This is a genomic window from Mycobacterium sp. MMS18-G62, from assembly GCF_053877835.1.
Window position 1 is genome coordinate 3841256 of sequence record NZ_CM132662.1, and the last position, 21630, is coordinate 3862885.

Genomic DNA, 21630 nt, shown 5'->3' on the forward strand with positions numbered 1-21630 from the left:
ACCGTGGATGGGATACTGACAAGAGCCCATGCCCACGTCTTTGCCTTTAGTCTTCGATGCTCCGCGACGCGCGATGCCGCCGCGGCATCTTGCTGACCTCGACGAAGCCGGGCGCACGGCGGCCGTCGCGGACTTGGGATTGCCCGCATTTCGCGGTAAGCAACTGGCCAATCAGTACTACGGGCGGTTGATCGCCGATCCGCGTCAGATGACCGACTTACCCGCCGCGGTGCGCGAACAGGTTGCCGACGCATTGTTCCCGCGCCTGCTCGATGCTGTGCGCGAGATCGAGTGCGACGCCGGTGAGACGCGAAAGATGCTGTGGCGTGCGGTTGACGGCACGACATTCGAGTCGGTGCTGATGCGCTATCCGCAGCGCAACACGGTTTGCATTTCGTCTCAGGCGGGCTGTGGGATGGCGTGCCCGTTCTGCGCGACGGGCCAAGGCGGCCTGAGGCGGAATCTGTCGACGGCGGAGATCCTCGAGCAGGTGCGTGCCGCGTCCGTTGAACTGCGCGACCGCGATCACGGCAGGCTGTCCAACATCGTGTTCATGGGCATGGGGGAGCCACTGGCCAACTACAACCGGGTGTTGGAGGCGGTGCGTCGCATCATCGCAGCGCCGCCGCAGGGGTTCGGCATTTCGGCGCGGTCGGTGACGGTGTCGACGGTGGGGTTGGCGCCGGCCATCCGGAAGTTGGCCGACGAGCGGCTCGGTGTGACGCTGGCGTTGTCGCTGCACGCGCCCGACGATGAACTGCGCGACACGTTGGTGCCCGTGAACAACCGGTGGAAGGTCGGCGAAGCGCTTGATGCGGCACGGTATTACGCGGACGTGACGGGGCGGCGGGTGTCGATCGAGTACGCGTTGATTCGCGACATCAACGACCAACCCTGGCGCGCCGATCTTTTGGGTAAGCGACTACACGGTGCGCTGGGACCGCTGGTGCACGTCAACGTGATTCCGCTGAATCCGACGCCGGGCAGTGAATGGGACGCCAGCCCGAAGGCCGCCGAACGCGAATTCGTCAAGCGGGTACGCGAGCGTGGAGTGTCATGCACGGTGCGCGACACTCGTGGTCGCGAAATCGCCGCGGCCTGTGGGCAATTGGCGGCCGAGGGCTGACGGGGTGTCCCCCGGGGGGACATATTTGAAATAGCCCGCGTAGCGAGCGACATCTGAACCGACTCTTTTCGGGTGTGGCGCGTTGTCAATCACTACGCGGGCAAGATCCGAGGATTGTCTCGGGGGACGCCTGCGCAAGTTGCATACCAGAATTGCCCGCGTAGCGAGCGACAAGCGGACTTACAGCCGAGAACCCCCTAGGTACAACGGTTTCGCCGCGGCCCGCATGGCCATCACGCGGGTGTAAATCCGGTACTCCGTGGCGCGCGGTACATATCCCGGACCATAGAGTCCGCGCGCTAGCCGGCGAACCCTGCCGCGACGCCTCTCCCAGCGCAGGGCATCGGAAACCTGTTTCGATGCCCGGCCTTCGATATGAAAGCCCTGCCACTGCATTGCCTCGACAAGCTCGCTGACAGTGGTAGGGCCGTGCTGCAGCAGATACATGGTGAGCGCGTAGCGAAGCTCTAAGCCCTGCAGTTTCATACGTCGAACCGTGGCATGCACATCCGACATCCCCGACGTTGTCGCTCGCTACGCGGGCAAAATCACATATGTGGTTCCGGAGCGCCGACAGGCGAGTTGACGAACCACACGTTTTCCTCGCGCAGATGCCTGCTGCGCCAACCATCGGCAGTGCGCACCAACTCGTGGTGGTAGTAGCCGCCGCATGAGCTCATCTCCGGCATCCCCGGCAGTTGCATCGGGTTGTAAAACATCGCCCTCACCCGGGCAGTGTCGCCGTCGATCTCGCTTTCGATGTTGGTGATGTAGTGCATCGTCCACGGAATCGCGCCGAAGCCCTGACTCAGCCAGTCGGCCACCTCGTTGAGCGACCCTGCGATCGCCCCCGCCGACGAGTAGTCGATGTAGGCGTCGTCGGTGAACACCGACCGATACAGCTCCCAGTCCTTGGTGTCGACGGCCCTGGCGTATCTGTACAGCAGGGCGGCGATTTGGAGCTCGTCCATCAATCCGGCATGCCGATCGTCTTGGCCTCGAGGTACTCCTTGTATCCCTCTTCGCCGTTGCGGTAGCCCAGGCCGCTCTGCTTGGTGCCGCCGAATGGGCTCGTGATCCCGAAGTGGCTCTTGCCGTTGATCGTGACGTTGCCTGTGCGCATCCGCTTCGCGACCTCGAACGCGCGTTCCACGTCACCGCCGCTCACCTCGCCGGACAATCCGTAGATCGTGTTGTTGGCGATTGCGACGGCCTCGTCGTCGGTGTCATACGGCGTGACGGTCAGAACGGGACCGAAGATCTCCTCCTGCGCCACCTGCGAGTCGGGATCGACGTCGGCCAACAGCGTCGGCTGCACGTAGTAACCGACCGGCAGGTTTTCGGGGATGCCGCCACCGGTGACCAGACGCGCGCCAGAGTCGATGCCGCTGCGGATCAGGCCAAGCACCTTCTGTCGCTGTGTCTCGCTGATCTGCGGGCCTTGCATATTGCCAGGCGTCCACGGGTCGCCGACGGGGAACGACTCCATCGCACCCTTGAGGATGGCCAGCCCTTCGTCATATCGGCTGCGCGGCAACAGGATACGGCTCGGCAGGATGCAGCTCTGCCCGGACATGACGCATGCCATCATCGCCGCCATCGCCAATGCCGAGTTGAAATCGGCGTCGTCGAGCACGATGTGGGCCGACTTGCCGCCCAACTCCAGCAGCGTCTTCTTCACCGTCGGCGCGCCGGCAGCGAGTATCGCGCGGCCCGTCGCTGTCGAGCCGGTGAACGTGATCATGTCCACCCGCGGGTCCGCCGACAGCGCCGCGCCGACCTCGTTGGCGTTGGAGACCACCACGTTGAACACGCCTGCGGGGATATCGGTCTCCTCGGCGACGATGCGGCCCAGCTCGCTGCCCGACCACGGAGTGAGCTGTGCGGGTTTGAGTACCACGGTGTTGCCGGCCATCAACGCGGGCACCGTCTCGGCGATGTTCAGGTAGAACGGCACGTTCCACGGCGTGATCGCGCCGACCACACCGACGGGCTCGTAGTGGATCTTGCGCCGCGCCGGGCCCAGCGGCGTCTCATGCAGTCCGGTGTCGACCAGGTAGTCGAACGCCCGGCCGTGGTCTGCCCAGTGCTTGACTTCGGCAATCGGGCTCTCGATCTGGCTGCCGCACACGCTGACAGGGCAGCCGACCTCGGTGATCAAGACGCGGCGCAACCGCTCCTTGCTGTTCTCCAGCGCCTGGTGCAGCTGCGTCAAACAGTGATAGCGGAACTCCACATCACGCGACCACTCACCGGCGTCGAACGCCCGACGCGCCGCGCCGACCGCGCGCGACATGTCCTCGACCGTGCCATCGGTGGCCTGCCCGGCCACCTGCTCGCTGGCCGGATGCACGACGTCGAATGTCGCGCCGCTGCGGGTGTTCTGCAATTCGCCGTCGATGAGCATCCGCTCGTCACCTGCCAGCACGCCCGTTTCAGTCTGCACTCCCGTCATGGGAGACAGCTTTACAAATTGTGGCCGAAATGTCAGCCGTTCGGCTTGATCCCCGCGGCATGCCGAAGCTGAGCGAGGAACTGGTCATCGTCGTCACTGCGGACGATGTAGTGCGACACCGCAACGCGAATCGCGGTCGCCGCCTTGACGGCTCCGCCTGCGCCCGGCATGAGTTTCTGAAGCCGCGTACGCATGGTGGGAATGATCTTGCTCAGTTGGGCGATGACGACCTCGGGCTCGATGTCGACCAGCCGCACACCCGAGTACGAGTGCTGGTACGAGACGATGAATTGCAGCGCGGCATCCAACTTTTCGGTCCCGCGCAAGCCTGCCGTGGCCCGGCTGATGCCGGTGTCGAACATCTCGCGCTCGTAGACGCCGAAGGCGTCGAGCAATTCACCTTTGGAGGCGAACCAGCGGTACAGCGTGGGACGGGACACGCCCGCCTGCAGCGCTACCTCGGAAAGGCTGAGCTTCGTTTGACCACTATTGCCGAGCACCTCTGCGGTTGCGGCGAGGATCCGGTGCCTCGTCGACGTGTCTTCGACGACCTCGGAATCGCGTAGTGCTTCGTTCACCTAGTGGACCTCAATCGCTGTCGTTGGTGATGATCGTAGAACGTCGGTCACAATGACTTCTCGAGAAGCGCGACCGTGTCGAGGTCATCCAGCGCCGCGACGGCCCGCCTGAGTCCTTCCAAGGCGATGCCCTCGGCCTGCATCCCGCCCAACCCTGCGGTGATGAGCGCGGCCACGTAGGCATACAGGGCGCCCTGCCGGTAGCGGTCCCACAAGTCGCCGGAATCCAGCGCCGGGCCGCCGGCGGCGGCCAGTGCGTGGCAGTAGTGGACGAGCAGATCGCGTTCGCTGGCACGGCGGTCCGACGTGGTCATGCTGGTGACCAGGGTGTAGGCCAGCTCCCTGCTGGGATGGCCGCGGCGCACGGCCTGCCAGTCAAGAAGCCCGGCTTCGCCGTTGCGGAAGTACAGGTTTCCGGGATGCGCGTCACCGTGCATGACCGTGTGCGGCCCGGTGTCGATGAGTTGCGCGACGGCGCGGTAGTTCTCGTCGATGAAACGGCCTTTCTCGACCGCGATGTCGGTGCGCTCGGCGATTCGGCGTGCCGACATCTTCAACAGCGATCCGGTGAGCAACGAAGTGCTGTCGGCCGACGCGGTGTACAGCCAGCCGGGCACGCGGTCCCAGAACGTCGCGTGCAGCCGCGCGAGCAGCCCGACGATGAGGCTCGCCTTGTCGGCGTCGAGCGGATGCAGGGTGTCGGGAAACTCGCACGCGTCGGCTGCGAGATCCTCGAGCGCCAGAACGAAGCGGCCCGTCAACGGATCGAACGCCGACCCGTACGACGTGGGCACTCCGGTCAGTTGCGCCGCCAACTCGCGGTAAAAGCGGGTTTCCGTTTCGGCGAGCTGGCCAAGTTCTCCCATCGCGCGGGTGGCCGCGGTTTCGCCTGGCATCTTCACGAACACCGACTCCGGAACCCCGTCGCCGGTCAGGGCCAGCCGCGCTCGCGACGATGTTCCCGCATCGCCGCCGATGACTGACACCGACGTGACGGTGCGTCCCATGATCTGCGAGAGCGCCGTCGCGTCAAGATCCTCGACGGTGCGCGGCAGCGATCGAAGGCGACCGACCAGCGCATCGGTGGCGATACGTTGTACTCCGCGGCCAAGATGCGATGCCAAGCCGACGATCGGGGCAACTCGATTCATCTCGCCATGTTTACAAGGCGACGGTGAATTGTAAAGCCGCTGCGGGAAGGGATGACAATGGCTGGACCGTTGGAGGGCGTCAAGGTCGTCGAACTGGGCGTCTGGGTAGCCGGTCCCGCGGCGGGCGGGATTCTCGCTGACTGGGGCGCCGACGTCATCAAGATCGAGCCGCCGACGGGTGATCCGGCGCGCATGTTCGGCCGGATGCTCGGCATCGACGACGTCAGCCCGCCGTTCGAAATGGACAACCGCGGAAAGCGCAGCGTCGTTCTCGACGTGACGACCGACGACGGACGCACGAAGACGATCGAATTGCTCAGCGGCGCTGATGTTTTCCTCACGAACGTCCGGCCGGCCGCGTTGCGCCGTATCGGGCTGGATTTCGATGCGGTGGCCGCAGGCAATCCTCGTCTGGTGTACGGGTTGATCACCGGATACGGCGAAGGCGGACCCGACGCGGACCGCGCGGCCTACGACGTCGCCGCGTTCTGGGCTCGATCCGGCCTGGCGCACTTGCTGACCCGCCCAGGTGACTCACCACCCTTCCAGCGCGGCGGCATGGGTGACCACACGGCGGGCATGACGCTCGCGGCGGCGGTGTGCGCGGCACTGGTTGCGCGTGACCGAACCGGCGCGGGGCAGTTGGTGACGACGTCGCTGTATCGGCAGGGTGCCTACACGATCAGCTTCGACCTCAACACGTTCCTGATGACCGGCCACGAGATCGCGATCGGGCAGCGCGAAACGATGGGAAACCCGTGCATGAACAACTATGTAGCGGGCGACGGGCGGCGGTTCTGGGTCGTCGGCCTGCAGGGTGATCGGCACTGGCCCGCGCTGTGCCGTGCGGTCGGGCGATCCGAATGGCTCACCGATCAGCGGTTCGCCACCGGGCGGTCCCGCGCAGCCAACGCAACGGAACTGATTGCCGACCTCGACGAGATCTTCGCGACCAAGCCGCTCGACGAATGGGCGAAAATCTTTGCGCAAGAACCGGATTTCTTCTGGTCGCCGATCAATTCGATCGAGGACGTCGTCGCAGACGAACAGTTCCACGCCGCGGGGGGAGTGGTCTATGTCCCCGATGGCGACGGCGGTGTGCCGATGGTGGCGACACCGGCAGACTTTCACGGCACACCGTGGGAACCACGTTCTGCCGCGCCGCGGCTCGGCGAGCACACTGAAGAGATCGTCGCCGAACTCAGGGCGCGAAATGTTTGACGCGTGCCGCGTACCGAAGCTGCGCGAGGAAGTCGTCGTCATCGTCGCTGCGCACCAGGTAGTGCGAGACCGCCACGCGGACAGCCGTCGCCACCGCCAGCGCTGGATCCGGGCCCGCCGCGAGGCGTTCGAGGCGTTCTCGCATGAGTGGGATGACCCGCGACAGGCGCTTGATGACCTGCGCAGGCTCGATGTCTAGCATGCGTAAACCTGGATAGGAGTGCTGGTACTCGACGATCACACGCAGCGCCGCATCGAGCCTCTCGCACGCCGGCAGTCCAGCTGTCGCTTCTGTCACGGCGCGCTCGTAGTACTGCCGCTCCCAGATGACGAAGCCGTCGAGCAGCTCCCTCTTGTCGGCGAAATAGCGGTAGAGCGTCGGCCGCGACACCCCCGCCTGCGTGGCCACCTCGGACAGGCTGAGCTTGGACATGCCGTTGCGACCGAGAACCTCGGCAGTCGCGGCCAGGATCCGCTGACGGGACGAGTTGTCGTCCGTGTCTGCGGGCAACGGTTCCTGCACGATGACTAGCTTTACAAATTTTCTTCCAACTGTCACGCTGATTCGGTGACTGTCGCTAGCCCGCAGGTCCGTGAGTACAGCCCTTACGACCTTTCGACGCGCACCTTCTGGAGCCAGTCCTTCGAGGTCCGCGACGAAACCTTCTCGAAACTGCGATCCGGCGAAGGCCTCAGCTGGCATCACCCGTTGCCCTCGATGTTCGACCTCGTGGAGCCCGGGTTTTGGGCGGTGACGCGGCGGGCCGACATCGCCCACGTGAGCCAGCATCCCGAGTTGTTCACGTCGACTCAGGGCGTCGCGCTGGATCCGATGCCTGGCGAGGTCCAGAAGATCGCGACGTTCTTCCTTGCGATGGATCCACCCGAGCACACCGTGTATCGCCGGCTGATCAGTTCGGCGTTCACGCCACGCAACGTCCGTCGCATCGAAGAGCAGATCCAGAAGAACGCCGTCGCGGTCGTCGACGACCTCGTCGGTGCGGGTGACATCGACTTCGTCACGGCGTGTTCGGGACGGCTGCCGATGATGACGATCTCCGAAATGCTCGGTGTGGCACCGTCGGAACGCGAAGCGGTCGCAAAGGCCGCCGAGAAGCTGTTCTCGATGAGCGATGACGAGTACAGCTCACTGGAAGAGCGGGCGCAGAACACGATCAACGAGATGATGTTGTTGGTCAACACCGGCATCGAGCTCGCGAAGTTCCGGCGCAGTCATCCCGCTGACGACCTGATGACCAGCATTGTCGACGCGGAAGTCGACGGTCACCGGCTGACCGATGAGGAGATCGGTGCCTTTCTGATCCTGCTCGCTTCTGCCGGGAACGACACCACGAAACAGACGACGTCGCATGCGATGTTGGCGCTCGTGAACTATCCGGCGCAACGCGACTGGCTGATGGAGGACTTCGAAAACCGGATCGGTTTGGCGATCGAGGAGTTCATCCGGTGGTCGACACCGGTGTTGCAGTTCGCGCGCTTCGCCACCGAGGACACCGAGATCGCGGGCCAGCAGATCAAGGCCGGTGACAAGCTAGGGCTGTTCTACTGCTCGGCGAACCGAGACGAGAGCGTCTTCGACGAGCCCCATGCGTTCAACCTGCAACGCTCGCCGAACCCGCACATGGGCTTCGGCGGCGGCGGTCCACATTTCTGCCTAGGAAATCAGCTCGCGAAAGCTGAGCTGCGAAACCTGTTCAGGGAATTACTGACTCGGATGAAGCGCGTCGAGTTCGGCGAGCCGGACTTGTTGCTGAGCAACTTCGTCCACGGAATCAAACACCTTCCGGCGTACGTCCAATAGGAGTGACCATGCGGGTCGAAGTCGACCTCGACAAGTGCACAGGGCACGGGATCTGCGAATCGATCGCCGAGGACGTCTTCGAAGTGCAGGACGACGGCACCGTGATGATCCATGACAACGAACGGCCGGAGTCCGACCGCGAGCGGATGCAACAGGCTGTGACGCAGTGTCCCGCAGCGGCCTTGTATCTGCGCGAGCAGACGTAAAAGTCGCCGACACGCCGAGAAATTGGAGACCTTTGCGTCTGCTCGCGCTAGCTTGGCGTGCGTCGGCGCACCAGCACTGACTGCTGGATGCCGCCGACGGCGCCGTTCTCGTCGAACAGCGTGCCGATGGTCGTCCCGATACCGTCTGGGCCGTAATTGGTTTCGGCGCGGATGCCGATCCACTCGCCATCGGGCACCCGATGGATGTGTACGACGAGATCGGTGTTGAGGAACGTGAACCTGCGGATGTCCAATTTCGTGCCGATGCCGTTGGCGTCGTCGGCCACCGCGAACAGCCGCTCAAGAGGCGTCATCTTCTCGCCGCTCACCAGATCGACTTCCGGCCTGATCCACGATTCGCCAGGGCCTTCACTCAACGGCTTGGTCAGCCATCGCCAATCCAGGCTGTGCACGTAATTGCGGTCCCAATCCTTTTTCATGTCACGGCTTTTCGCCTCAACCAGGGGCCGCAGAGGCGGCGCAGTGGCGTGAACCAACTCGGTGGTATCGAGCGTCTGCAACCGCCATCCGCTCGCCCTGGCCACCGGCCGGGGCGAGCCGTCCGGGCCCGGCGCGAGCATCTCGGCGCTGACCAACTCGATCTGTTTGCCGGGGCGTTCGCGTTTCGTCCGCACCCAGAGGTCTCCCTCGGCGGGGACGGGACCCAACAAGTCGACCATCACGCGGCTGAGTCGGGTGTCGTCGCGCTGTTCGCAGCGTTCCAATCCGCGGACCAGCAAGGCAGATACCGGCGCGGCGTGCTGAATCGCCGCGGACCATGTGCTGCGTACCAGGTCCGTGGCCCTGAACTTCTCGCCTACCGTGTCGGACGCGTCGACGAGTTCGTAGTAGCTGTCGCTCATGGCAGGCCCGCCCCCGGCACGTCGACGGTCACCGCGTCGAGACGCGACAACTTCGTGCCGACCAGCCGTTGCGGATACGCGTCGGTGCTGGACAGCAGGAACAGCGTGCGCCGCTCGGGACCGCCTAACGTGCAGGCGATTGCGGTGCGGTCACCCATGTCGATGCGGTCGGTGACCACGCCGCCGGAGATGATGCGCTCGAACTGATTCGCGAGCGTCATCGATGCCCACACCCCGCCCTCGGCGTCGAGCGTGATTCCGTCCGGTGGGCCGTCCAGACCGTCGGCGAAGAGCCGGCGATCCGATAACGACCCGTCCGGACCAACGGTGTACGTCGTCAGGCGCCGGCCGGTCGACTCGGCCACGATCAGCGTCGTGCCGTCGGGCGTGATAACCATGCCGTTGGGGAAATCCAAATCGCGCGCAACGACGGTCGCCGTGTCGTCGGGATCCACCCGCACGATGACGCCTCCCTCGAAGGCTTGTGATCCGACGTAGGCACGGCCGGCGCCGTCGACCACCATGTCGCCGAGGTTGGCCGCTGCGATGTCGGAGAGATCCGCGACGGTCGTGACGACGTCGCCGTCGTAGCGCAGCACCTTCCGGTCCTCTGTCGAGGCGATCAGCAGCGAACCGTCGGGGCGAAAGCCCAGACCCGACGGAGCATGGCCGGGCAATGGCAGCGTGGTCATGTCACCGTGCAGGTTTACCGTGTGCACCGCCTCGCCGAGCATGTCGGAAAACCACAGCAGTCCCTCGAACCAGCGTGGACCTTCCCCGAAGCAGAAACCTTTGGCCAGTGGCGTCAGCGTCGCACCTTTACAAAACACGCCATAAGTGTCACGCTCGCTAGGTGCCACTGTCAACTACCTGCGGCTCGTCATGAACATGAAGCGCTACCACGGCCACACGCTGTTGTATCTGCACGAGACGATTGACCTGGGGTCGGGCCGTAGTGATCGCTTTACGGAAGTGTTCAGTGACGTCTACCACCCGATGATGGAAGACCTCGGCGCTCGACTGTTCGCGATCTGGGAGAGCACGCCGTACAACGGACATTGGCCTGCGGTGACGATCGTCTGGGAGATCGATGCGTTCGCCGACTACGCCCGCATCGGCAAGGCGCAGTCGCGGGGCGGCAGCCATGAGGAATCGGCGGCGAAGTGGTCGACGTTCCTGTCCGAGATCGGAGCATCCGGTGAGGGCCGGATCATGTACGCCGGCGCGAGCAACAGGACTCTTGCGCAGCTGAAGGAGGCGAACTTCGGAGCGGGACTGGTCATTCAGGAGATCATGCAGACCAAGCCGGGACGCCAGGACGACTACATCCGCGAGCTCGAACGTCTTTATGTGCCGTGGTCCGAACGGACCGGCAAGCGGTGGCTCGGCTCGTTCATCACGACGTTCCGCTTCAACGAGGTCATCCACTACTGGGCTTTGGACGGCGATTGGGATTGCTTCGCCAATCACTACCCGTCGTGGAAAGACAGCCCGCCCGCGGAGATCGCCACCTGGATGAGCGTCGCGCCCGCCTTGCGCGATGGTTGGGAGGACTCCATCCTGCAGGCCCTACCGCCTTCACCGCTGCAATGAACACCCCTGTGATGCGGGATTTTTCGTACGACCCGTTCGACCCGACGGTGATGGCAAACCCGCTGCCGTATTACCGGGTGCTGCGCGACGAGCACCCGCTGTACTACATCGACGCGTGGGACACCTACGCGCTGTCGCGGTTCTCTGACATCTGGCAGGTGCTGGAGATCAATGACGGGACGTTCGTCGCATCAGAGGGGACACTGCCCGCCGCAACGGTTTTGGCGTCACACAACGACGGACCGGTACCGGATCCGCCTCTGCATCCAATGCCGTTTCACGCCAACTTCGATGCCCCGATTTACGACAGCGTGCGCCGATGCACATCCAGCCAATTCCGGCCGAAGTCCGTCGCGCAGTTGGCGCAGCGAATCCGCGCTCTTGCAAACAAGCGACTCGACGAGTTGTTGCCGCGAGAAACGTTCGACCTGACCCAGGAATACGGTGGCATCGTGGCCGCCTCGGTGGTGTGCGAACTCGTCGGGCTGCCCGTCGATTTGGCGCCGGACGTGCTGGCCACCGTCAACGCCGGCAGCCTCGCGCAACCGGGCAGTGGGGTCGAGGTGGCCAACGCCCGCCCCGGCTATCTGGAATACCTGGCCCCGATCGTGCAACGACGCCGCACCGACGGCGCCGACGGTGAGCTGCCGATCGTCGACAACCTCATCGCATATCGGCTGCCAGACGGTTCCGCCTTCAGTGATATGGAAGCCGCCGTCCAGATGCTCGGGGTCTTCATCGGCGGAACCGAAACCGTGCCGAAGATCGTCGCGCATGGCCTGTGGGAATTGAGCCGACGACCCGACCAAATGGCCGCGGTGCGTGCAGATCTCGACACCAATGTGCCCGTCGCCCGCGAGGAGATGATCCGCTACTGCGCACCCGCGCAATGGTTCGCCCGCACCGTTCGCAAGCCGTTCACCATCTACGACACCACCATCAAGCCGGGTCAGCGGATCATCACGCTGCTCGGGTCGGCCAACCGCGACGAACGCGAGTACCCCGATCCAGAGGAATTCATCTGGAACCGCCCGATCGAACGACTGCTGGCATTCGGTAGGGGACAACACTTCTGCCTCGGTGTGCACCTCGCTCGTCTCGAGATCACCATCATGGTTACGGAATGGCTCAAACGCGTGCCCGACTGGCACATCGTCAGCGAGGCCGCATCGCGGCCGCCATCGAGTTTCCAGTGGGGCTGGAACAACATTCCGGTGGAGGTCTGACCATGTGGTCGTATCGCCTCGTCGCGCCGTACACCTTTGAACGAACTGACATCACTGCGCCATCGCCGGAATCACTTGGCGACGGGCAGGTTCTGTTGCGCTTCCTCGGGGCGGGCATCTGCGGAAGCGACCTTCCCGGCTTCCGCGGTGCGCAGGGGCGGCTGCCGGGCGACACGGGTATCTGCGCCGCAGAGATGCACGGTTTTCCCATCCACGAGGTCGTCGGCGAAGTGCTGGCCAGCCGGCATCCGGCCCATCGAAAGGGCGATCGTGTGGTCGGTTGGGCGTCGGGCTTCGACGGGCTGATGGAACGTGTGGTCGCCGACGGCAACGGATTAGCACCGTACGACCCCACACTCAGCCCACAAGTCGCGGTCGGACTGCAGCCGCTGGCATGCGTGCTGTACGCCGTCGAGCAGTTGCCGGACCTCCGAGGGCGCCGCGTCGCCATCATCGGGCAGGGCTCGATCGGCTTGCTGTTCTCGTATGTGGCCAAGGCGGTGGGTGCCGAACACGTCACTGGCGTCGACCCAATCGACCGTGAGGAGGTCGGCAAGCTGTTCGGTGTCGACACTGTCGTCCGCGCGACGAGCGACCGATGGGTGAGTCACCTGAAACCGGATGACCGGTCCGACATCGTGATTGAAGCCGTCGGCCATCAGGTGGCCACACTCAGCCACGCCATCGAGGCGGCCGCGTTCGGCGGCACCGTCTTCTACTTCGGCGTCGCCGACGACGACAGCTATCCGATCAGCATGCGAACCATGCTGCGCAACAACCTGACCCTGAAATCGGGGGTGACACTGGACCGGCGACGGGTGCTGGAAGCCGCTGGTCGGTTCGCGCGTCAACATCCGGAATTGCTGACGAACTACCTCACCCACACCTTCAGCGTCGACGAGGTACAGGCGGCATTCGAACTGGCCTGCAGGCCCACGCCGGAACGCATCAAGATTGCGATCGTCGAACGATGACTCCGAGCAGACTGCAGGAAGCCCTCGCTGCGAAGGAACGTGTGTGGGGCGGATGGATCGTGGGCCCGACCATCATCGGTCCGGAGGAGTTCGCCCAAGCGGGTTATGACTACGTCGGATTCGACGTGCAGCACGGTTATCTCGACGACGCCTACGTCGCGCTGTTGCTGCGCCGGCTCGAACACGTTCCCATCGCCACCGCGGTGCGGCTGCCCACCGCTGACCCCGCCCCGATCGGCCGGGTGCTCGATGCGGGCGCCGACGCGGTGATCATCGCGATGGTCGAATCGTCCGATCAGGCCGCGGCCGCGGTCGCCGCCACCCGGTATGCCCCGGCAGGGGTACGCAGCTTCGGGCCGCTGCGCGCCAGCCTGGGCCACGACCCCGCGGCGCTGGAGGCACGCGCCAGTGTGTTCGCGATGGTCGAAACGGCTCAAGGCATCTCGGCGGTCGACGAGATCTGTGCCGTCCCCGGCCTGACGGGTGTGTACGTCGGGCCTGCGGATCTGGCGATCTCGATGGGACACACCGTTGCCGAAGCCTGGACCCACCCTGCTGTCCGCGACGCGATGGCGCGCGTCCACAAGTCCGCATCGGCCGCCGGCCTGGTGGCTGGGATACACGCCAGTAGCGGAACCCGCGGCAAAGCCATGGCGGAAGCGGGTTTTCAGATGATCACCCTGGCCTCGGAATCGCAGGCGCTGCGGCGAGGAGCAACTGATCATCTCAATGAAGCGACGGGGCGGTCGGCACCATGACAGCGAATCGGGTGGCGCTGGTGACCGGTGCCGCGCGCGGACAGGGCGCGGCGATAGTGAAGCGACTGCACAAAGACGGGTTCCGCGTCGCCGCGTGCGATCTGCTGGCCGACGAGTTGACCGCGTCCGTCGAATCTGTTGGCGGCGATGCGGCGATCGCGATTCCACTTGATGTGACATCCGAGGATCAATGGCAGGCCGCGATCGCGGCAGTGATCGACCGGTTCGGCTCACTGACCACCTTGGTCAACAACGCCGGCGTCCTGCATCGGGCCTCACTCGCCGACGAGACCGCGGCGGGCTTCGAAAACAGCTGGCGCGTCAACTGTCTGGGCCCTTTCCTGGGGATCCGCGCCGCCCTGCCACATCTGCGTGACGCCGACGGCGCAGCCATCGTCAACACATGTAGCACCGGAGCTATTCGGCCCTTCCCGAACCACGCCGCATACGGCTCGTCCAAATGGGCGCTGCGGGGACTCACTCAGGTCGTCGCCGCCGAACTAGCCCCGTCGGGGATCAGGGTGAACGCGGTGTTCCCCGGACCGGTCGAGACGCCCATGCTCGACGAGGCGACGCAGGTGCGGCTTGGCGAGCGCGCCGTCCTTGGCCGGCTGGGCAAGCCTATGGAGATCGCCGACGCGGTGGCGTTCCTGGTGTCCGAGCAGGCGTCGTTCATCACCGGTTCAGAGCTTGTCGTGGATGGAGGGCAATGCCTGCAAATCGGGTGAAGGGCGGCAGGCCGACGGTAGGTATCATCGGTGCGGGCCCAGGTGGTCTTGCGCTGGGAATCTTCCTGCGGCAGGCGGGCTTTGACGACTTCACGATATTCGACCGTGAAGACGGTGTGGGTGGCACATGGCGCATCAATACCTATCCCGGTCTAGCCTGCGACGTGAAATCGCACCTGTACTCGTACTCGTTCGACTTGAACCCGAACTGGTCGCGGCTATGGTCGGCTCAGCCGGAGATCCTCGAGTACTTCGAACAATGTGCTCAGCGTTACGAACTCGGTCCGCACCTGAAACTGCACACCGAAATCGTCTCGGCGCAGTGGGATTCCGACTCCAAGACCTGGCGGCTGACAACCGCGGCGGGGGAGCAGTACACGTTCGATGTCGTTGTTTCGGCCGTCGGCCTGTTCACCCAGCCGGTGCTTCCCGACCTCGTCGAGGAAGAGACGTTCACCGGGACGCTGATGCACACGGCGCGCTGGGATCACTCCGTCGACTTGCGCGACGCCAGGGTCGCGGTGCTGGGCACGGGATCGACCGCGTCACAGCTGATTCCAGAGGTCGCGAAGGAGGCCAAGAAGGTCTACTCCGTGCAGCGCTCACCGACGTGGATCCTCCCGAAGCCGGACCGGCCCTACACCGACAGGGAGAAGTGGCTTTTCGCCAACGTTCCGCTCGCCAAGAAGATCTATCGAACGAGGCTGTGGCTGCGCAGCGAGTCGAATATCTCGGTGATCGAGAACGGTAGCGACAAGACGCAGGAGTTCAAGGGCATCGCCCTGCGGATGCTCGAGTCGACGGTGGACGACGACGAGTTACGCCGCAAGTTGACACCGGATCACCCGTTGGGTTGCAAGCGTCTGGTTTTCGCCACCGACTATCTGCAGACGCTGACGCAACCGCATGTCGAGGTGGTGTCAAGCCCGGCCCGCGCGCTTCGATCCCGGTCACTGGTCACCGAGGACGGCGCCGAACTCGATGTCGACGTTGTGCTGTGTGCTACCGGATATGCGGCGGCGGACTATCTGGGCCAGATCGACGTCGTCGGCGAGGGTGGCACATCGCTGCGCGAGACGTGGCGCGATGGCGCGCACGCGTACCTCGGGATGGCCGTGCCGGGCTTTCCGAACTTCTTCATGCTGTACGGCCCCAACACCAACGTCGGTTCCAACAGCGTCATCTTCATGCTGGAAGCGCAGGCCCGGTACATCGTGCGGGCGTTGAGGTACATGCGGCGCAGGCGCAAGGACTATGTGGCTGTCCGGCCGTCGACGATGGCGGACTTCATCGCCAAGATCGACGAGTGGATGGAAGGCACGGTGTGGCTCACCCGGTGCAGCAACTACTTTCGCGCCCCGAATGGCAGGGTCGTCACCCAGTGGCCCCGCAGCGCGCGGGCATTCTGGACGATGACCCGCCGCTTCAGGCCCGCGGACTACACCTTCGATCCGCCCTCCGGGACCGATGCCGTCGAAGCCCGATCACAGTCGGCGGCGAGTAGGTAAGCGCTGATGTTCGTGGATCGTCTGGACCCGGCTCTGCGAGATTTCGCGTCGGCCCGGACTGACTTGTCGGCTAGCGTGCTGTGGGTCGTCCGTGATTCGTTGAACCAGCGCCGCGCGGCGACGGCCCGCGGTGTCAACACCGTCGGCGTCGAAATCGAGAACCGCCAGGCGGGGCCGATTCCGGTGCGTATCTACCGCGGCGGACCTTCACCCTCACCGGCGGTGATCTATTGCCACTCAGGGGCTTTCGTCCTGGGCAATCTGGACACCGACCACCGCCAGTGTGTGGAGTTCGCGAGGCGGGGCGGCTGTACGGTCATCTCCGTCGACTACAGGTTGGCGCCCGAGTATCCGTTCCCGGCGGCCCTCGACGACGCGATGACCGTGTTGCAGTGGGCGGTCGACAACCGCGCGGAGTTGGGCATCGATTCGGAGCGCCTTGCGGTCGCGGGAAGCAGCGCTGGCGCGTCGCTGGCGGCTCTGCTCGCTCAACGGGCCGCAGAGGGTTCGGCGCCGCCCGTCGTGTTCCAGTTGCTGCATCAACCGGTGCTCGACGATCGCCCGACGCCGTCCAAAGAGGAGTTCGACACGACGCCCGGCTTCGACGGCCCGGCGGTCACGCAGATGTGGCAGCACTACCTCGGCGGGGAGCCGGTACCCGCTGAGGCCGTTCCGGCGCGTGCAGCCGAGTTATCGGGTATTGCAAGCACTTTGATCACATGCTCGGAACTGGATCCGTTGCGCGACGAAGCCGTGGATTACGCACTGCGGCTCATGTGGGCGGGGGTGGCCACCGAGCTGCACGTGTTCCCCGGCACCTGCCACGGCTTCGACTCGCTGGCCCCCGAGTGGGAGACAAGCCAACAGCTGTTCGAGCTCCAGGGCGCGGCGCTGCGCAGGGCACTGCATCAGCGTCAACTGGAGCCCACGCGAATGTAACGCCTCTGCGGCTCATGCCGCCAGTTCCCGCGCGATCGCCGCGTGGTAAGCGTCGATGTTGGCCGGATTGACTGTGCGGAAGAAGCCGTCGGGCATCGGGGCGTGCTTGTAGGCCTCAATTGTCATTGTCCGGGCGAACAGCGTGATGCCTTCGCCCGGCTGCGTGAAGTGGTATTGCACGGTGATCCGGCCTTCCATGCCGCCATTGCCGTCGCGATCGTGGCCAAGGCGTCCGACCGAGTTGAAGACCCAAAGCTTGGGGCGCATCGCAATGGCCAGGTGCCATGTGAATATCCGCTTAGCGTCCGGGCCCGATTCGGTCCAGGTGTCGCCGACCTTCAACGGCAACGTGCCGTGGAGGCCGCCGACCTCGGTGCTGTGTGGATAGGTTTTCGTCCAATTGGCTGGATTCGTGACGAAGTCGTAGACCACCTCGGGTGAGTGGCTGAACGCAGTCTCTGAACTGGTGGTGACGATGCCCAAGGTGGTGCCTTTCTCTGCTGCCTATGACCCTCACTTTACAGATGAGAGTAAAAGTGTCACGGTGTTGACGTGGACTTCTCGCGCGTCGAACTGTCGGATGCCGACCTGGCCTTTCAAGACGAACTTCGGGCCTTCCTGAGCACGATCGTGACCGATGAGGTCATTCGCCGCGACCGCGAGACCGGAGAGAACTTCGACGAGGGCGTGCACTTGGCGCTGGGCGCCGAGGGATATCTCGCCGCCGACTTCAAGGCGGAATCCGAAGGCGGATTCAGCGCGGTTCGCCGGCGCATCTGGGAGCTGGAGATCGGACGCGCGCACACCCCGTGGTTCCACTGGGGCACAACGGCCATGGTGGCGGACACGGTCGGTCAGTTCGGTTCTGCGCAACTCAAGGACGAGGTGTTGCCGCGCGTGCTGTCGGGTCACTACCGACTCTGCCTGGGCTACACCGAACCGGAGGGCGGCTCGGATGTCGCGACGTGCAAGACCCGTGCGGTACGCGATGGCGACGGCTGGATCATCAACGGCTCCAAGATGTTCACCTCCAACGCGCACAACGCCCAGTACGTCTTCCTGCTCACCAACACTGATCCGGATGCGCCGAAACACCAGAGCCTGACCATGTTTCTGGTGCCGATGGACACCCCCGGTATCGAGGTCCAGCCCATCCGCACGATCGACGGTGACCGCACGAACATCACCTTCTACAGCGACGTTCGCGTCGACGACAGATACCGGGTGGGTGAGGTCAACGGCGGCTGGACGGTATTGCGCGAGGCGCTCAATGCCGAACACGGCACGGTCGAGCGTGACGCGGCCGGCCTTCAGAAGCTCGCGACGATGACCGAACATGTCTTGCTGCTGGCAGAGGCTGTCGACAGGATTGCCGCACTGGCACCTACGCTCGACGACTCGGCGAAATACCGCCTAGGACGCAGCATTGCGAAGATGGAAGCGGCGATGAGCAGTCCCGAGATGTTCGGGCGGGTCGCAATTGCGCAAACCATGCGGGACGTCTCACCGGATCTCATGGACATCCTCGGCGCGGCTTCAAGCATGCCCGCAGAGGGTTCGGCCGAGTACATCTTCCGGTTGGCCGGTCCCACCGGGATCTACGGCGGGACACTGGAAGTGTTCCGCAACATGATCGCCCAGCATGTCCTCGGCCTCGGCCGCCCGAGCTATTCGCCCGTCAAGCAGAACTCTTAGAGTCGCGAGATCACCTGCGTGGCGAGTAGCTCGAGAGTGTCGTCTGAGCCACGGTCATGGGTGAACAGCACGATCTGACCGAAACCGAGCTCCTGCAATTCGTGCAGGCGATCGACGATTACCGATGGCGTGCCTATCAAGCCACCCTCGTGTAACCCGAAAGCCGGTAAACCGAACCGTTTCTCGGCGAGGGCGCGGACGTTCGGCAACGCGGCGTCGTCGGGCGCGAGCGCCATGACGGCCTCGATCGACAGCACGATTGTGTCCGGATCTCTGCCGATGTCCTCACAGATGGATCGCAGCATCGCGGTCTTGTGCTCGAGTTCACCCAGCGCGTACGTCGGCACGTTCCACACATCGGCATAGCGTGCTACCAACGGCAGCGTGTACTTCTCGCCGACCCCGCCCACGATGATCGGTGGCCGCGGCTGTTGGACGGGTCCCGGCTTGATCGGCATGTCGCGCACGGTGTAGTGCTCGCCGGTGAAGTCGATCCGCTCGTCGGCGAACGCCTGACGCAGGATCTCCAAGGTCTCGCCGAGCCGGGCAGAGCGTTCTGCGAACGTTCCCCAGTCCAGGCCGACCCGCGTGTGCTCGTCTTCGATGGAGCCGCTGCCGATGCCGAGCTGCAGCCGGCCACGCGAAATCTGATCGAGCGTGGTCGCCATCTTGGCCAGCACCACCGGGTGACGAAACTGGTTGCACAGCACCATATGTCCGACCTGAATGCGCTCGGTCTGACTGAGCAGCGCGGTGGCTGCCGTCCACGCCTCCAAGGACGGATAGTCGGGTACTCCGGGGCCGTACAGGTGGTCGTAGAGCCAGAGCGAATCGATTCCGAGTTCTTCGCAGCGGCGAGCGCGATGCAGGAGCTCGGGGTAGGTGAAGCCCATCTGAGGCAGGTAGACGCCGATCTCGGGCTTGGTCATGGCCTCAGTTCCAATCTTCCGTGAGTGATGGTCGTCGTACCGTTGGCGACGGCCTCGAATGCAAACGAATTGTCATCGATGCCAAAGGCATTCACCGTCAGCTCGCCATCCAACGGTGTGGGTGATGCGAACCGGACCGCTACCCGCGCAACCCGGTCGGGGTCGTCGACATCGAGCAGGCCCAGAAGCTGGTGGGTGCAGATGGCCATCGTGCAAAGGCCGTGGGCGAACACGAAGTCGAATCCGGACGCGCGCGCGACATCGATGTCGAAGTGGTGCGCCGCCCAGTCGCCGGACACCTCGGCGTAGCGATGGGCAAGCCGACCGTCGAGGTGCTGACTCGTCGAGCCGATCGTGTTGGCTCGCGCTTCGTCGGGGAAACGATGCTCTGCAGGCATCGATCCGAAGTCGGCGACGCCGTCCAGTCCGAGCAGAATCATCGTCCACCACTGCTCGACGGCGATCCGGCCTTCGGCATCGACCTGTTCGAGATGAACCACGAGGTGGGTACCTGCCCGAGAGGTCCGCACCGCCGAGATCTGCGACCACGTCTCGAGTGGCTCATTGGGGACCAGTGGGCGGTGCAGCAGGATGTCGTGTTCGCCATGCACGCCGCCACGGGCGCGCTGCCAGGCCGCCGCCGGCAGATCCAGCCGGGCCGCCTCCTGCGCATCGAACACGAGGATCACCGGATACACGGCCGGCACGGCGGTGCCGTCCCGCACGGCGGGCGTCTGATCGCCGGTCGCGGCGGCATAAGCAGCGATGACATCCGGGTCGAGTCGACCCGGAAACGGGCCGTGCTTGACGGGTGTCACCGCCAATTCGCCCATGCCCGCTGACCTCTTCTGATGCGCGACCCCTGTACTTTTCGTGGTTCGCATGGTAACGACATTCTCACAAATTGAGAAGATTGTTCTGGAGCGGAGCACCCGATGAAGTTCACGTTCACGCATCCGATGCACAGCCACCCGTACAACCCGGAGCTGGTGACCGGATCGGGCATCGCGACGGCCGCCGCTGCCGCGGAAGCCGCAGGCTTTCATGGATTCGGGTTAACCGATCATCCGGCGCCCACGCAGCGGTGGCTGGAGTCGGGTGGCCACGATGCGCTCGACCCGTTCGTGGTACTCGGGTTCGCCGCGGCCCGGACGACGACGCTGCGCCTGATACCGAACATCGTGGTGCTGCCGTATCGAAACCCGTTCGTGGTGGCCAAGTCTGGCGCCACGCTCGATCTGATTTCCGACGGGAGGTTCACCCTCGGGGTAGGTGTGGGCTACCTCAAGCGAGAATTCGCCGCACTGGGTGTGGACTTCGACGAACGGGGAAAGTTGTTCGACGAAGCGCTGGAGGTGATCCGTGGGATCTGGACTACCGATGACTTCTCTTATGAGGGAAGGCATTTCACCGCAAACGGCATCACGGCCCATCCGCGTCCGGTCAGCCGCCCTTATCCGCCGATCTGGATCGGCGGAAACACCGCTGCCGCGCGCCGGCGAGTAACCATGCACGGTGACGGGTGGTGCCCGTTTCCCGCTCCTGCAGTTCTGGCCCAAACCGCGCGCACCGCGGAGATGGGCTCGGACACTCTGGGGGAGGGCATCGACGATCTGCACCGCCGATTGGAGACGGCGGGACGCGATCCGTCAACCATCGACATCAGCTTCACCAATGCCGAAGGTGGTAGCCCGGGAGACGAAGCGTTCAACGCCGACGCCTACCTTGATGGCGTGGAAAAGCTTGCGGCGATGGGGGTTACCTGGTTGCAGGTGGGGCTGCCGGGCGACAGCCTGGCGCACGTGCTGGAAACAATTGAACGCTTCGGCAAGTCCGTCATCCAGGCGCGCTGAGCGCA

At 64.4% G+C, this 21630-nt stretch carries 24 protein-coding genes; 13 read left to right on the forward strand and 11 right to left on the reverse strand.

Translation table 11 applies throughout. The annotated features are described in order from the left end of the window. The first annotated feature begins 28 nt into the window (after positions 1-28). Positions 29-1126 (forward strand): 23S rRNA (adenine(2503)-C(2))-methyltransferase RlmN, encoded by a 1098-nt coding sequence (rlmN, locus tag ACWW36_RS19115; RefSeq protein ID WP_456137544.1) that lies wholly within the window; start codon positions 29-31, stop codon positions 1124-1126. A gap of 180 nt (positions 1127-1306) precedes the next feature. On the opposite strand, the gene ACWW36_RS19120 is transcribed toward rlmN, so the two are convergent. The 5 genes from ACWW36_RS19120 to ACWW36_RS19140 form a co-directional block, all read right to left on the reverse strand. Beyond that, complete coding sequence (locus ACWW36_RS19120; RefSeq protein ID WP_456137545.1) at positions 1307-1612, reverse strand: hypothetical protein; 306 nt, start codon at positions 1610-1612, stop codon at positions 1307-1309. Between the two features lie 62 nt (positions 1613-1674). Further along, the gene (locus ACWW36_RS19125; protein WP_456137546.1) at positions 1675-2097 is read right to left on the reverse strand and encodes a nuclear transport factor 2 family protein; all 423 of its coding nucleotides are present in this window, start codon (positions 2095-2097) and stop codon (positions 1675-1677) included. Next, positions 2097-3581: an aldehyde dehydrogenase family protein gene (locus tag ACWW36_RS19130; RefSeq protein ID WP_456137547.1), complete on the reverse strand. Its 1485-nt coding sequence runs from the start codon at positions 3579-3581 to the stop codon at positions 2097-2099. Before ACWW36_RS19130 ends, ACWW36_RS19125 begins: the two co-directional genes overlap by 1 nt. 32 nt (positions 3582-3613) lie before the next feature. After that, positions 3614-4159: a TetR/AcrR family transcriptional regulator gene (locus tag ACWW36_RS19135; RefSeq protein WP_456137548.1), complete on the reverse strand. Its 546-nt coding sequence runs from the start codon at positions 4157-4159 to the stop codon at positions 3614-3616. 47 nt (positions 4160-4206) lie between these two features. After that, positions 4207-5310, reverse strand: a complete 1104-nt coding sequence (locus tag ACWW36_RS19140; protein ID WP_456137549.1) for a phosphotransferase family protein — start codon at positions 5308-5310, stop codon at positions 4207-4209. Between the two features lie 57 nt (positions 5311-5367). Here ACWW36_RS19140 and ACWW36_RS19145 point away from each other — a divergent pair, with 57 nt between their 5' ends. Beyond that, positions 5368-6531 carry a CoA transferase gene (locus tag ACWW36_RS19145; protein WP_456137550.1) on the forward strand — a complete coding sequence of 388 codons (1164 nt, stop codon included), beginning with the start codon at positions 5368-5370 and terminating at the stop codon, positions 6529-6531. Here ACWW36_RS19145 and ACWW36_RS19150 read toward each other — a convergent pair. Continuing rightward, a complete protein-coding gene (locus tag ACWW36_RS19150; protein ID WP_456137551.1) occupies positions 6512-7054 on the reverse strand; it encodes a TetR/AcrR family transcriptional regulator in 543 nt (180 codons plus the stop codon). The two genes, ACWW36_RS19145 and ACWW36_RS19150, sit on opposite strands and share 20 nt — an antisense overlap. 45 nt (positions 7055-7099) lie before the next feature. Between ACWW36_RS19150 and ACWW36_RS19155 the strand changes: the two genes are divergently transcribed. After that, complete coding sequence (locus ACWW36_RS19155) at positions 7100-8353, forward strand: cytochrome P450 (protein ID WP_456137552.1); 1254 nt, start codon at positions 7100-7102, stop codon at positions 8351-8353. Positions 8354-8361: 8 nt separating this feature from the next. Further along, positions 8362-8559, forward strand: a complete 198-nt coding sequence (locus ACWW36_RS19160; protein ID WP_456137553.1) for a ferredoxin — start codon at positions 8362-8364, stop codon at positions 8557-8559. Between the two features lie 47 nt (positions 8560-8606). Here ACWW36_RS19160 and ACWW36_RS19165 read toward each other — a convergent pair whose 3' ends face one another. Next, positions 8607-9422: a thioesterase family protein gene (locus tag ACWW36_RS19165; RefSeq protein ID WP_456137554.1), complete on the reverse strand. Its 816-nt coding sequence runs from the start codon at positions 9420-9422 to the stop codon at positions 8607-8609. Continuing rightward, complete coding sequence (locus ACWW36_RS19170) at positions 9419-10252, reverse strand: SMP-30/gluconolactonase/LRE family protein (RefSeq protein WP_456137555.1); 834 nt, start codon at positions 10250-10252, stop codon at positions 9419-9421. Before ACWW36_RS19170 ends, ACWW36_RS19165 begins: the two co-directional genes overlap by 4 nt. A gap of 58 nt (positions 10253-10310) precedes the next feature. On the opposite strand from ACWW36_RS19170, the gene ACWW36_RS19175 reads away from it, so the two are divergent. The 7 genes from ACWW36_RS19175 to ACWW36_RS19205 are packed head-to-tail and all read left to right on the forward strand — an operon-like array spanning position 10311 to position 17148. Then, positions 10311-11015 carry an NIPSNAP family protein gene (locus ACWW36_RS19175; protein ID WP_456142554.1) on the forward strand — a complete coding sequence of 235 codons (705 nt, stop codon included), beginning with the start codon at positions 10311-10313 and terminating at the stop codon, positions 11013-11015. Then, positions 11012-12241 (forward strand): cytochrome P450, encoded by a 1230-nt coding sequence (locus ACWW36_RS19180; RefSeq protein ID WP_456137556.1) that lies wholly within the window; start codon positions 11012-11014, stop codon positions 12239-12241. Before ACWW36_RS19175 ends, ACWW36_RS19180 begins: the two co-directional genes overlap by 4 nt. 2 nt (positions 12242-12243) lie before the next feature. After that, positions 12244-13215 carry a zinc-binding dehydrogenase gene (locus ACWW36_RS19185; RefSeq protein ID WP_456137557.1) on the forward strand — a complete coding sequence of 324 codons (972 nt, stop codon included), beginning with the start codon at positions 12244-12246 and terminating at the stop codon, positions 13213-13215. Then, complete coding sequence (locus ACWW36_RS19190; RefSeq protein WP_456137558.1) at positions 13212-13973, forward strand: HpcH/HpaI aldolase family protein; 762 nt, start codon at positions 13212-13214, stop codon at positions 13971-13973. Before ACWW36_RS19185 ends, ACWW36_RS19190 begins: the two co-directional genes overlap by 4 nt. Next, complete coding sequence (locus ACWW36_RS19195; RefSeq protein WP_456137559.1) at positions 13970-14701, forward strand: SDR family NAD(P)-dependent oxidoreductase; 732 nt, start codon at positions 13970-13972, stop codon at positions 14699-14701. Before ACWW36_RS19190 ends, ACWW36_RS19195 begins: the two co-directional genes overlap by 4 nt. Beyond that, positions 14683-16209 (forward strand): flavin-containing monooxygenase, encoded by a 1527-nt coding sequence (locus tag ACWW36_RS19200; RefSeq protein WP_456137560.1) that lies wholly within the window; start codon positions 14683-14685, stop codon positions 16207-16209. The genes ACWW36_RS19195 and ACWW36_RS19200 overlap by 19 nt, the downstream gene beginning before the upstream one ends. Positions 16210-16215: 6 nt before the next feature. Continuing rightward, the gene (locus tag ACWW36_RS19205; RefSeq protein WP_456137561.1) at positions 16216-17148 is read left to right on the forward strand and encodes an alpha/beta hydrolase; all 933 of its coding nucleotides are present in this window, start codon (positions 16216-16218) and stop codon (positions 17146-17148) included. A gap of 12 nt (positions 17149-17160) precedes the next feature. Here ACWW36_RS19205 and ACWW36_RS19210 read toward each other — a convergent pair whose 3' ends face one another. Then, positions 17161-17631: an SRPBCC family protein gene (locus ACWW36_RS19210; protein ID WP_456137562.1), complete on the reverse strand. Its 471-nt coding sequence runs from the start codon at positions 17629-17631 to the stop codon at positions 17161-17163. Positions 17632-17700: 69 nt separating this feature from the next. Between ACWW36_RS19210 and ACWW36_RS19215 the strand changes: the two genes are divergently transcribed. Continuing rightward, positions 17701-18843 (forward strand): acyl-CoA dehydrogenase family protein, encoded by a 1143-nt coding sequence (locus ACWW36_RS19215; protein ID WP_456137563.1) that lies wholly within the window; start codon positions 17701-17703, stop codon positions 18841-18843. Here the strand turns inward: ACWW36_RS19215 and ACWW36_RS19220 are convergent. Both ACWW36_RS19220 and ACWW36_RS19225 read right to left on the reverse strand, forming a co-directional pair. Further along, complete coding sequence (locus tag ACWW36_RS19220) at positions 18840-19772, reverse strand: TIGR03560 family F420-dependent LLM class oxidoreductase (protein ID WP_456137564.1); 933 nt, start codon at positions 19770-19772, stop codon at positions 18840-18842. The two genes, ACWW36_RS19215 and ACWW36_RS19220, sit on opposite strands and share 4 nt — an antisense overlap. Then, the gene (locus tag ACWW36_RS19225) at positions 19769-20605 is read right to left on the reverse strand and encodes a MaoC/PaaZ C-terminal domain-containing protein (protein ID WP_456137565.1); all 837 of its coding nucleotides are present in this window, start codon (positions 20603-20605) and stop codon (positions 19769-19771) included. Before ACWW36_RS19225 ends, ACWW36_RS19220 begins: the two co-directional genes overlap by 4 nt. Positions 20606-20707: 102 nt before the next feature. On the opposite strand from ACWW36_RS19225, the gene ACWW36_RS19230 reads away from it, so the two are divergent. Next, positions 20708-21625, forward strand: coding sequence for an LLM class F420-dependent oxidoreductase (locus ACWW36_RS19230; protein ID WP_456137566.1), 918 nt, complete (start codon positions 20708-20710; stop codon positions 21623-21625). Positions 21626-21630 lie beyond the last annotated feature (5 nt).

Coding starts and splice junctions, on each gene's coding strand:
- rlmN (WP_456137544.1), top strand. CDS start 29: ATGCCCACGTCTTTGCCTTTAGTCTTCGATGCTCCGCGACGCGCGATG.
- ACWW36_RS19120 (WP_456137545.1), bottom strand. CDS start 1,612: ATGAAACTGCAGGGCTTAGAGCTTCGCTACGCGCTCACCATGTATCTG.
- ACWW36_RS19125 (WP_456137546.1), bottom strand. CDS start 2,097: ATGGACGAGCTCCAAATCGCCGCCCTGCTGTACAGATACGCCAGGGCC.
- ACWW36_RS19130 (WP_456137547.1), bottom strand. CDS start 3,581: ATGACGGGAGTGCAGACTGAAACGGGCGTGCTGGCAGGTGACGAGCGG.
- ACWW36_RS19140 (WP_456137549.1), bottom strand. CDS start 5,310: ATGAATCGAGTTGCCCCGATCGTCGGCTTGGCATCGCATCTTGGCCGC.
- ACWW36_RS19145 (WP_456137550.1), top strand. CDS start 5,368: ATGGCTGGACCGTTGGAGGGCGTCAAGGTCGTCGAACTGGGCGTCTGG.
- ACWW36_RS19160 (WP_456137553.1), top strand. CDS start 8,362: ATGCGGGTCGAAGTCGACCTCGACAAGTGCACAGGGCACGGGATCTGC.
- ACWW36_RS19165 (WP_456137554.1), bottom strand. CDS start 9,422: ATGAGCGACAGCTACTACGAACTCGTCGACGCGTCCGACACGGTAGGC.
- ACWW36_RS19175 (WP_456142554.1), top strand. CDS start 10,311: ATGAAGCGCTACCACGGCCACACGCTGTTGTATCTGCACGAGACGATT.
- ACWW36_RS19180 (WP_456137556.1), top strand. CDS start 11,012: ATGAACACCCCTGTGATGCGGGATTTTTCGTACGACCCGTTCGACCCG.
- ACWW36_RS19185 (WP_456137557.1), top strand. CDS start 12,244: ATGTGGTCGTATCGCCTCGTCGCGCCGTACACCTTTGAACGAACTGAC.
- ACWW36_RS19190 (WP_456137558.1), top strand. CDS start 13,212: ATGACTCCGAGCAGACTGCAGGAAGCCCTCGCTGCGAAGGAACGTGTG.
- ACWW36_RS19195 (WP_456137559.1), top strand. CDS start 13,970: ATGACAGCGAATCGGGTGGCGCTGGTGACCGGTGCCGCGCGCGGACAG.
- ACWW36_RS19200 (WP_456137560.1), top strand. CDS start 14,683: ATGCCTGCAAATCGGGTGAAGGGCGGCAGGCCGACGGTAGGTATCATC.
- ACWW36_RS19205 (WP_456137561.1), top strand. CDS start 16,216: ATGTTCGTGGATCGTCTGGACCCGGCTCTGCGAGATTTCGCGTCGGCC.
- ACWW36_RS19220 (WP_456137564.1), bottom strand. CDS start 19,772: ATGACCAAGCCCGAGATCGGCGTCTACCTGCCTCAGATGGGCTTCACC.
- ACWW36_RS19225 (WP_456137565.1), bottom strand. CDS start 20,605: ATGGGCGAATTGGCGGTGACACCCGTCAAGCACGGCCCGTTTCCGGGT.
- ACWW36_RS19230 (WP_456137566.1), top strand. CDS start 20,708: ATGAAGTTCACGTTCACGCATCCGATGCACAGCCACCCGTACAACCCG.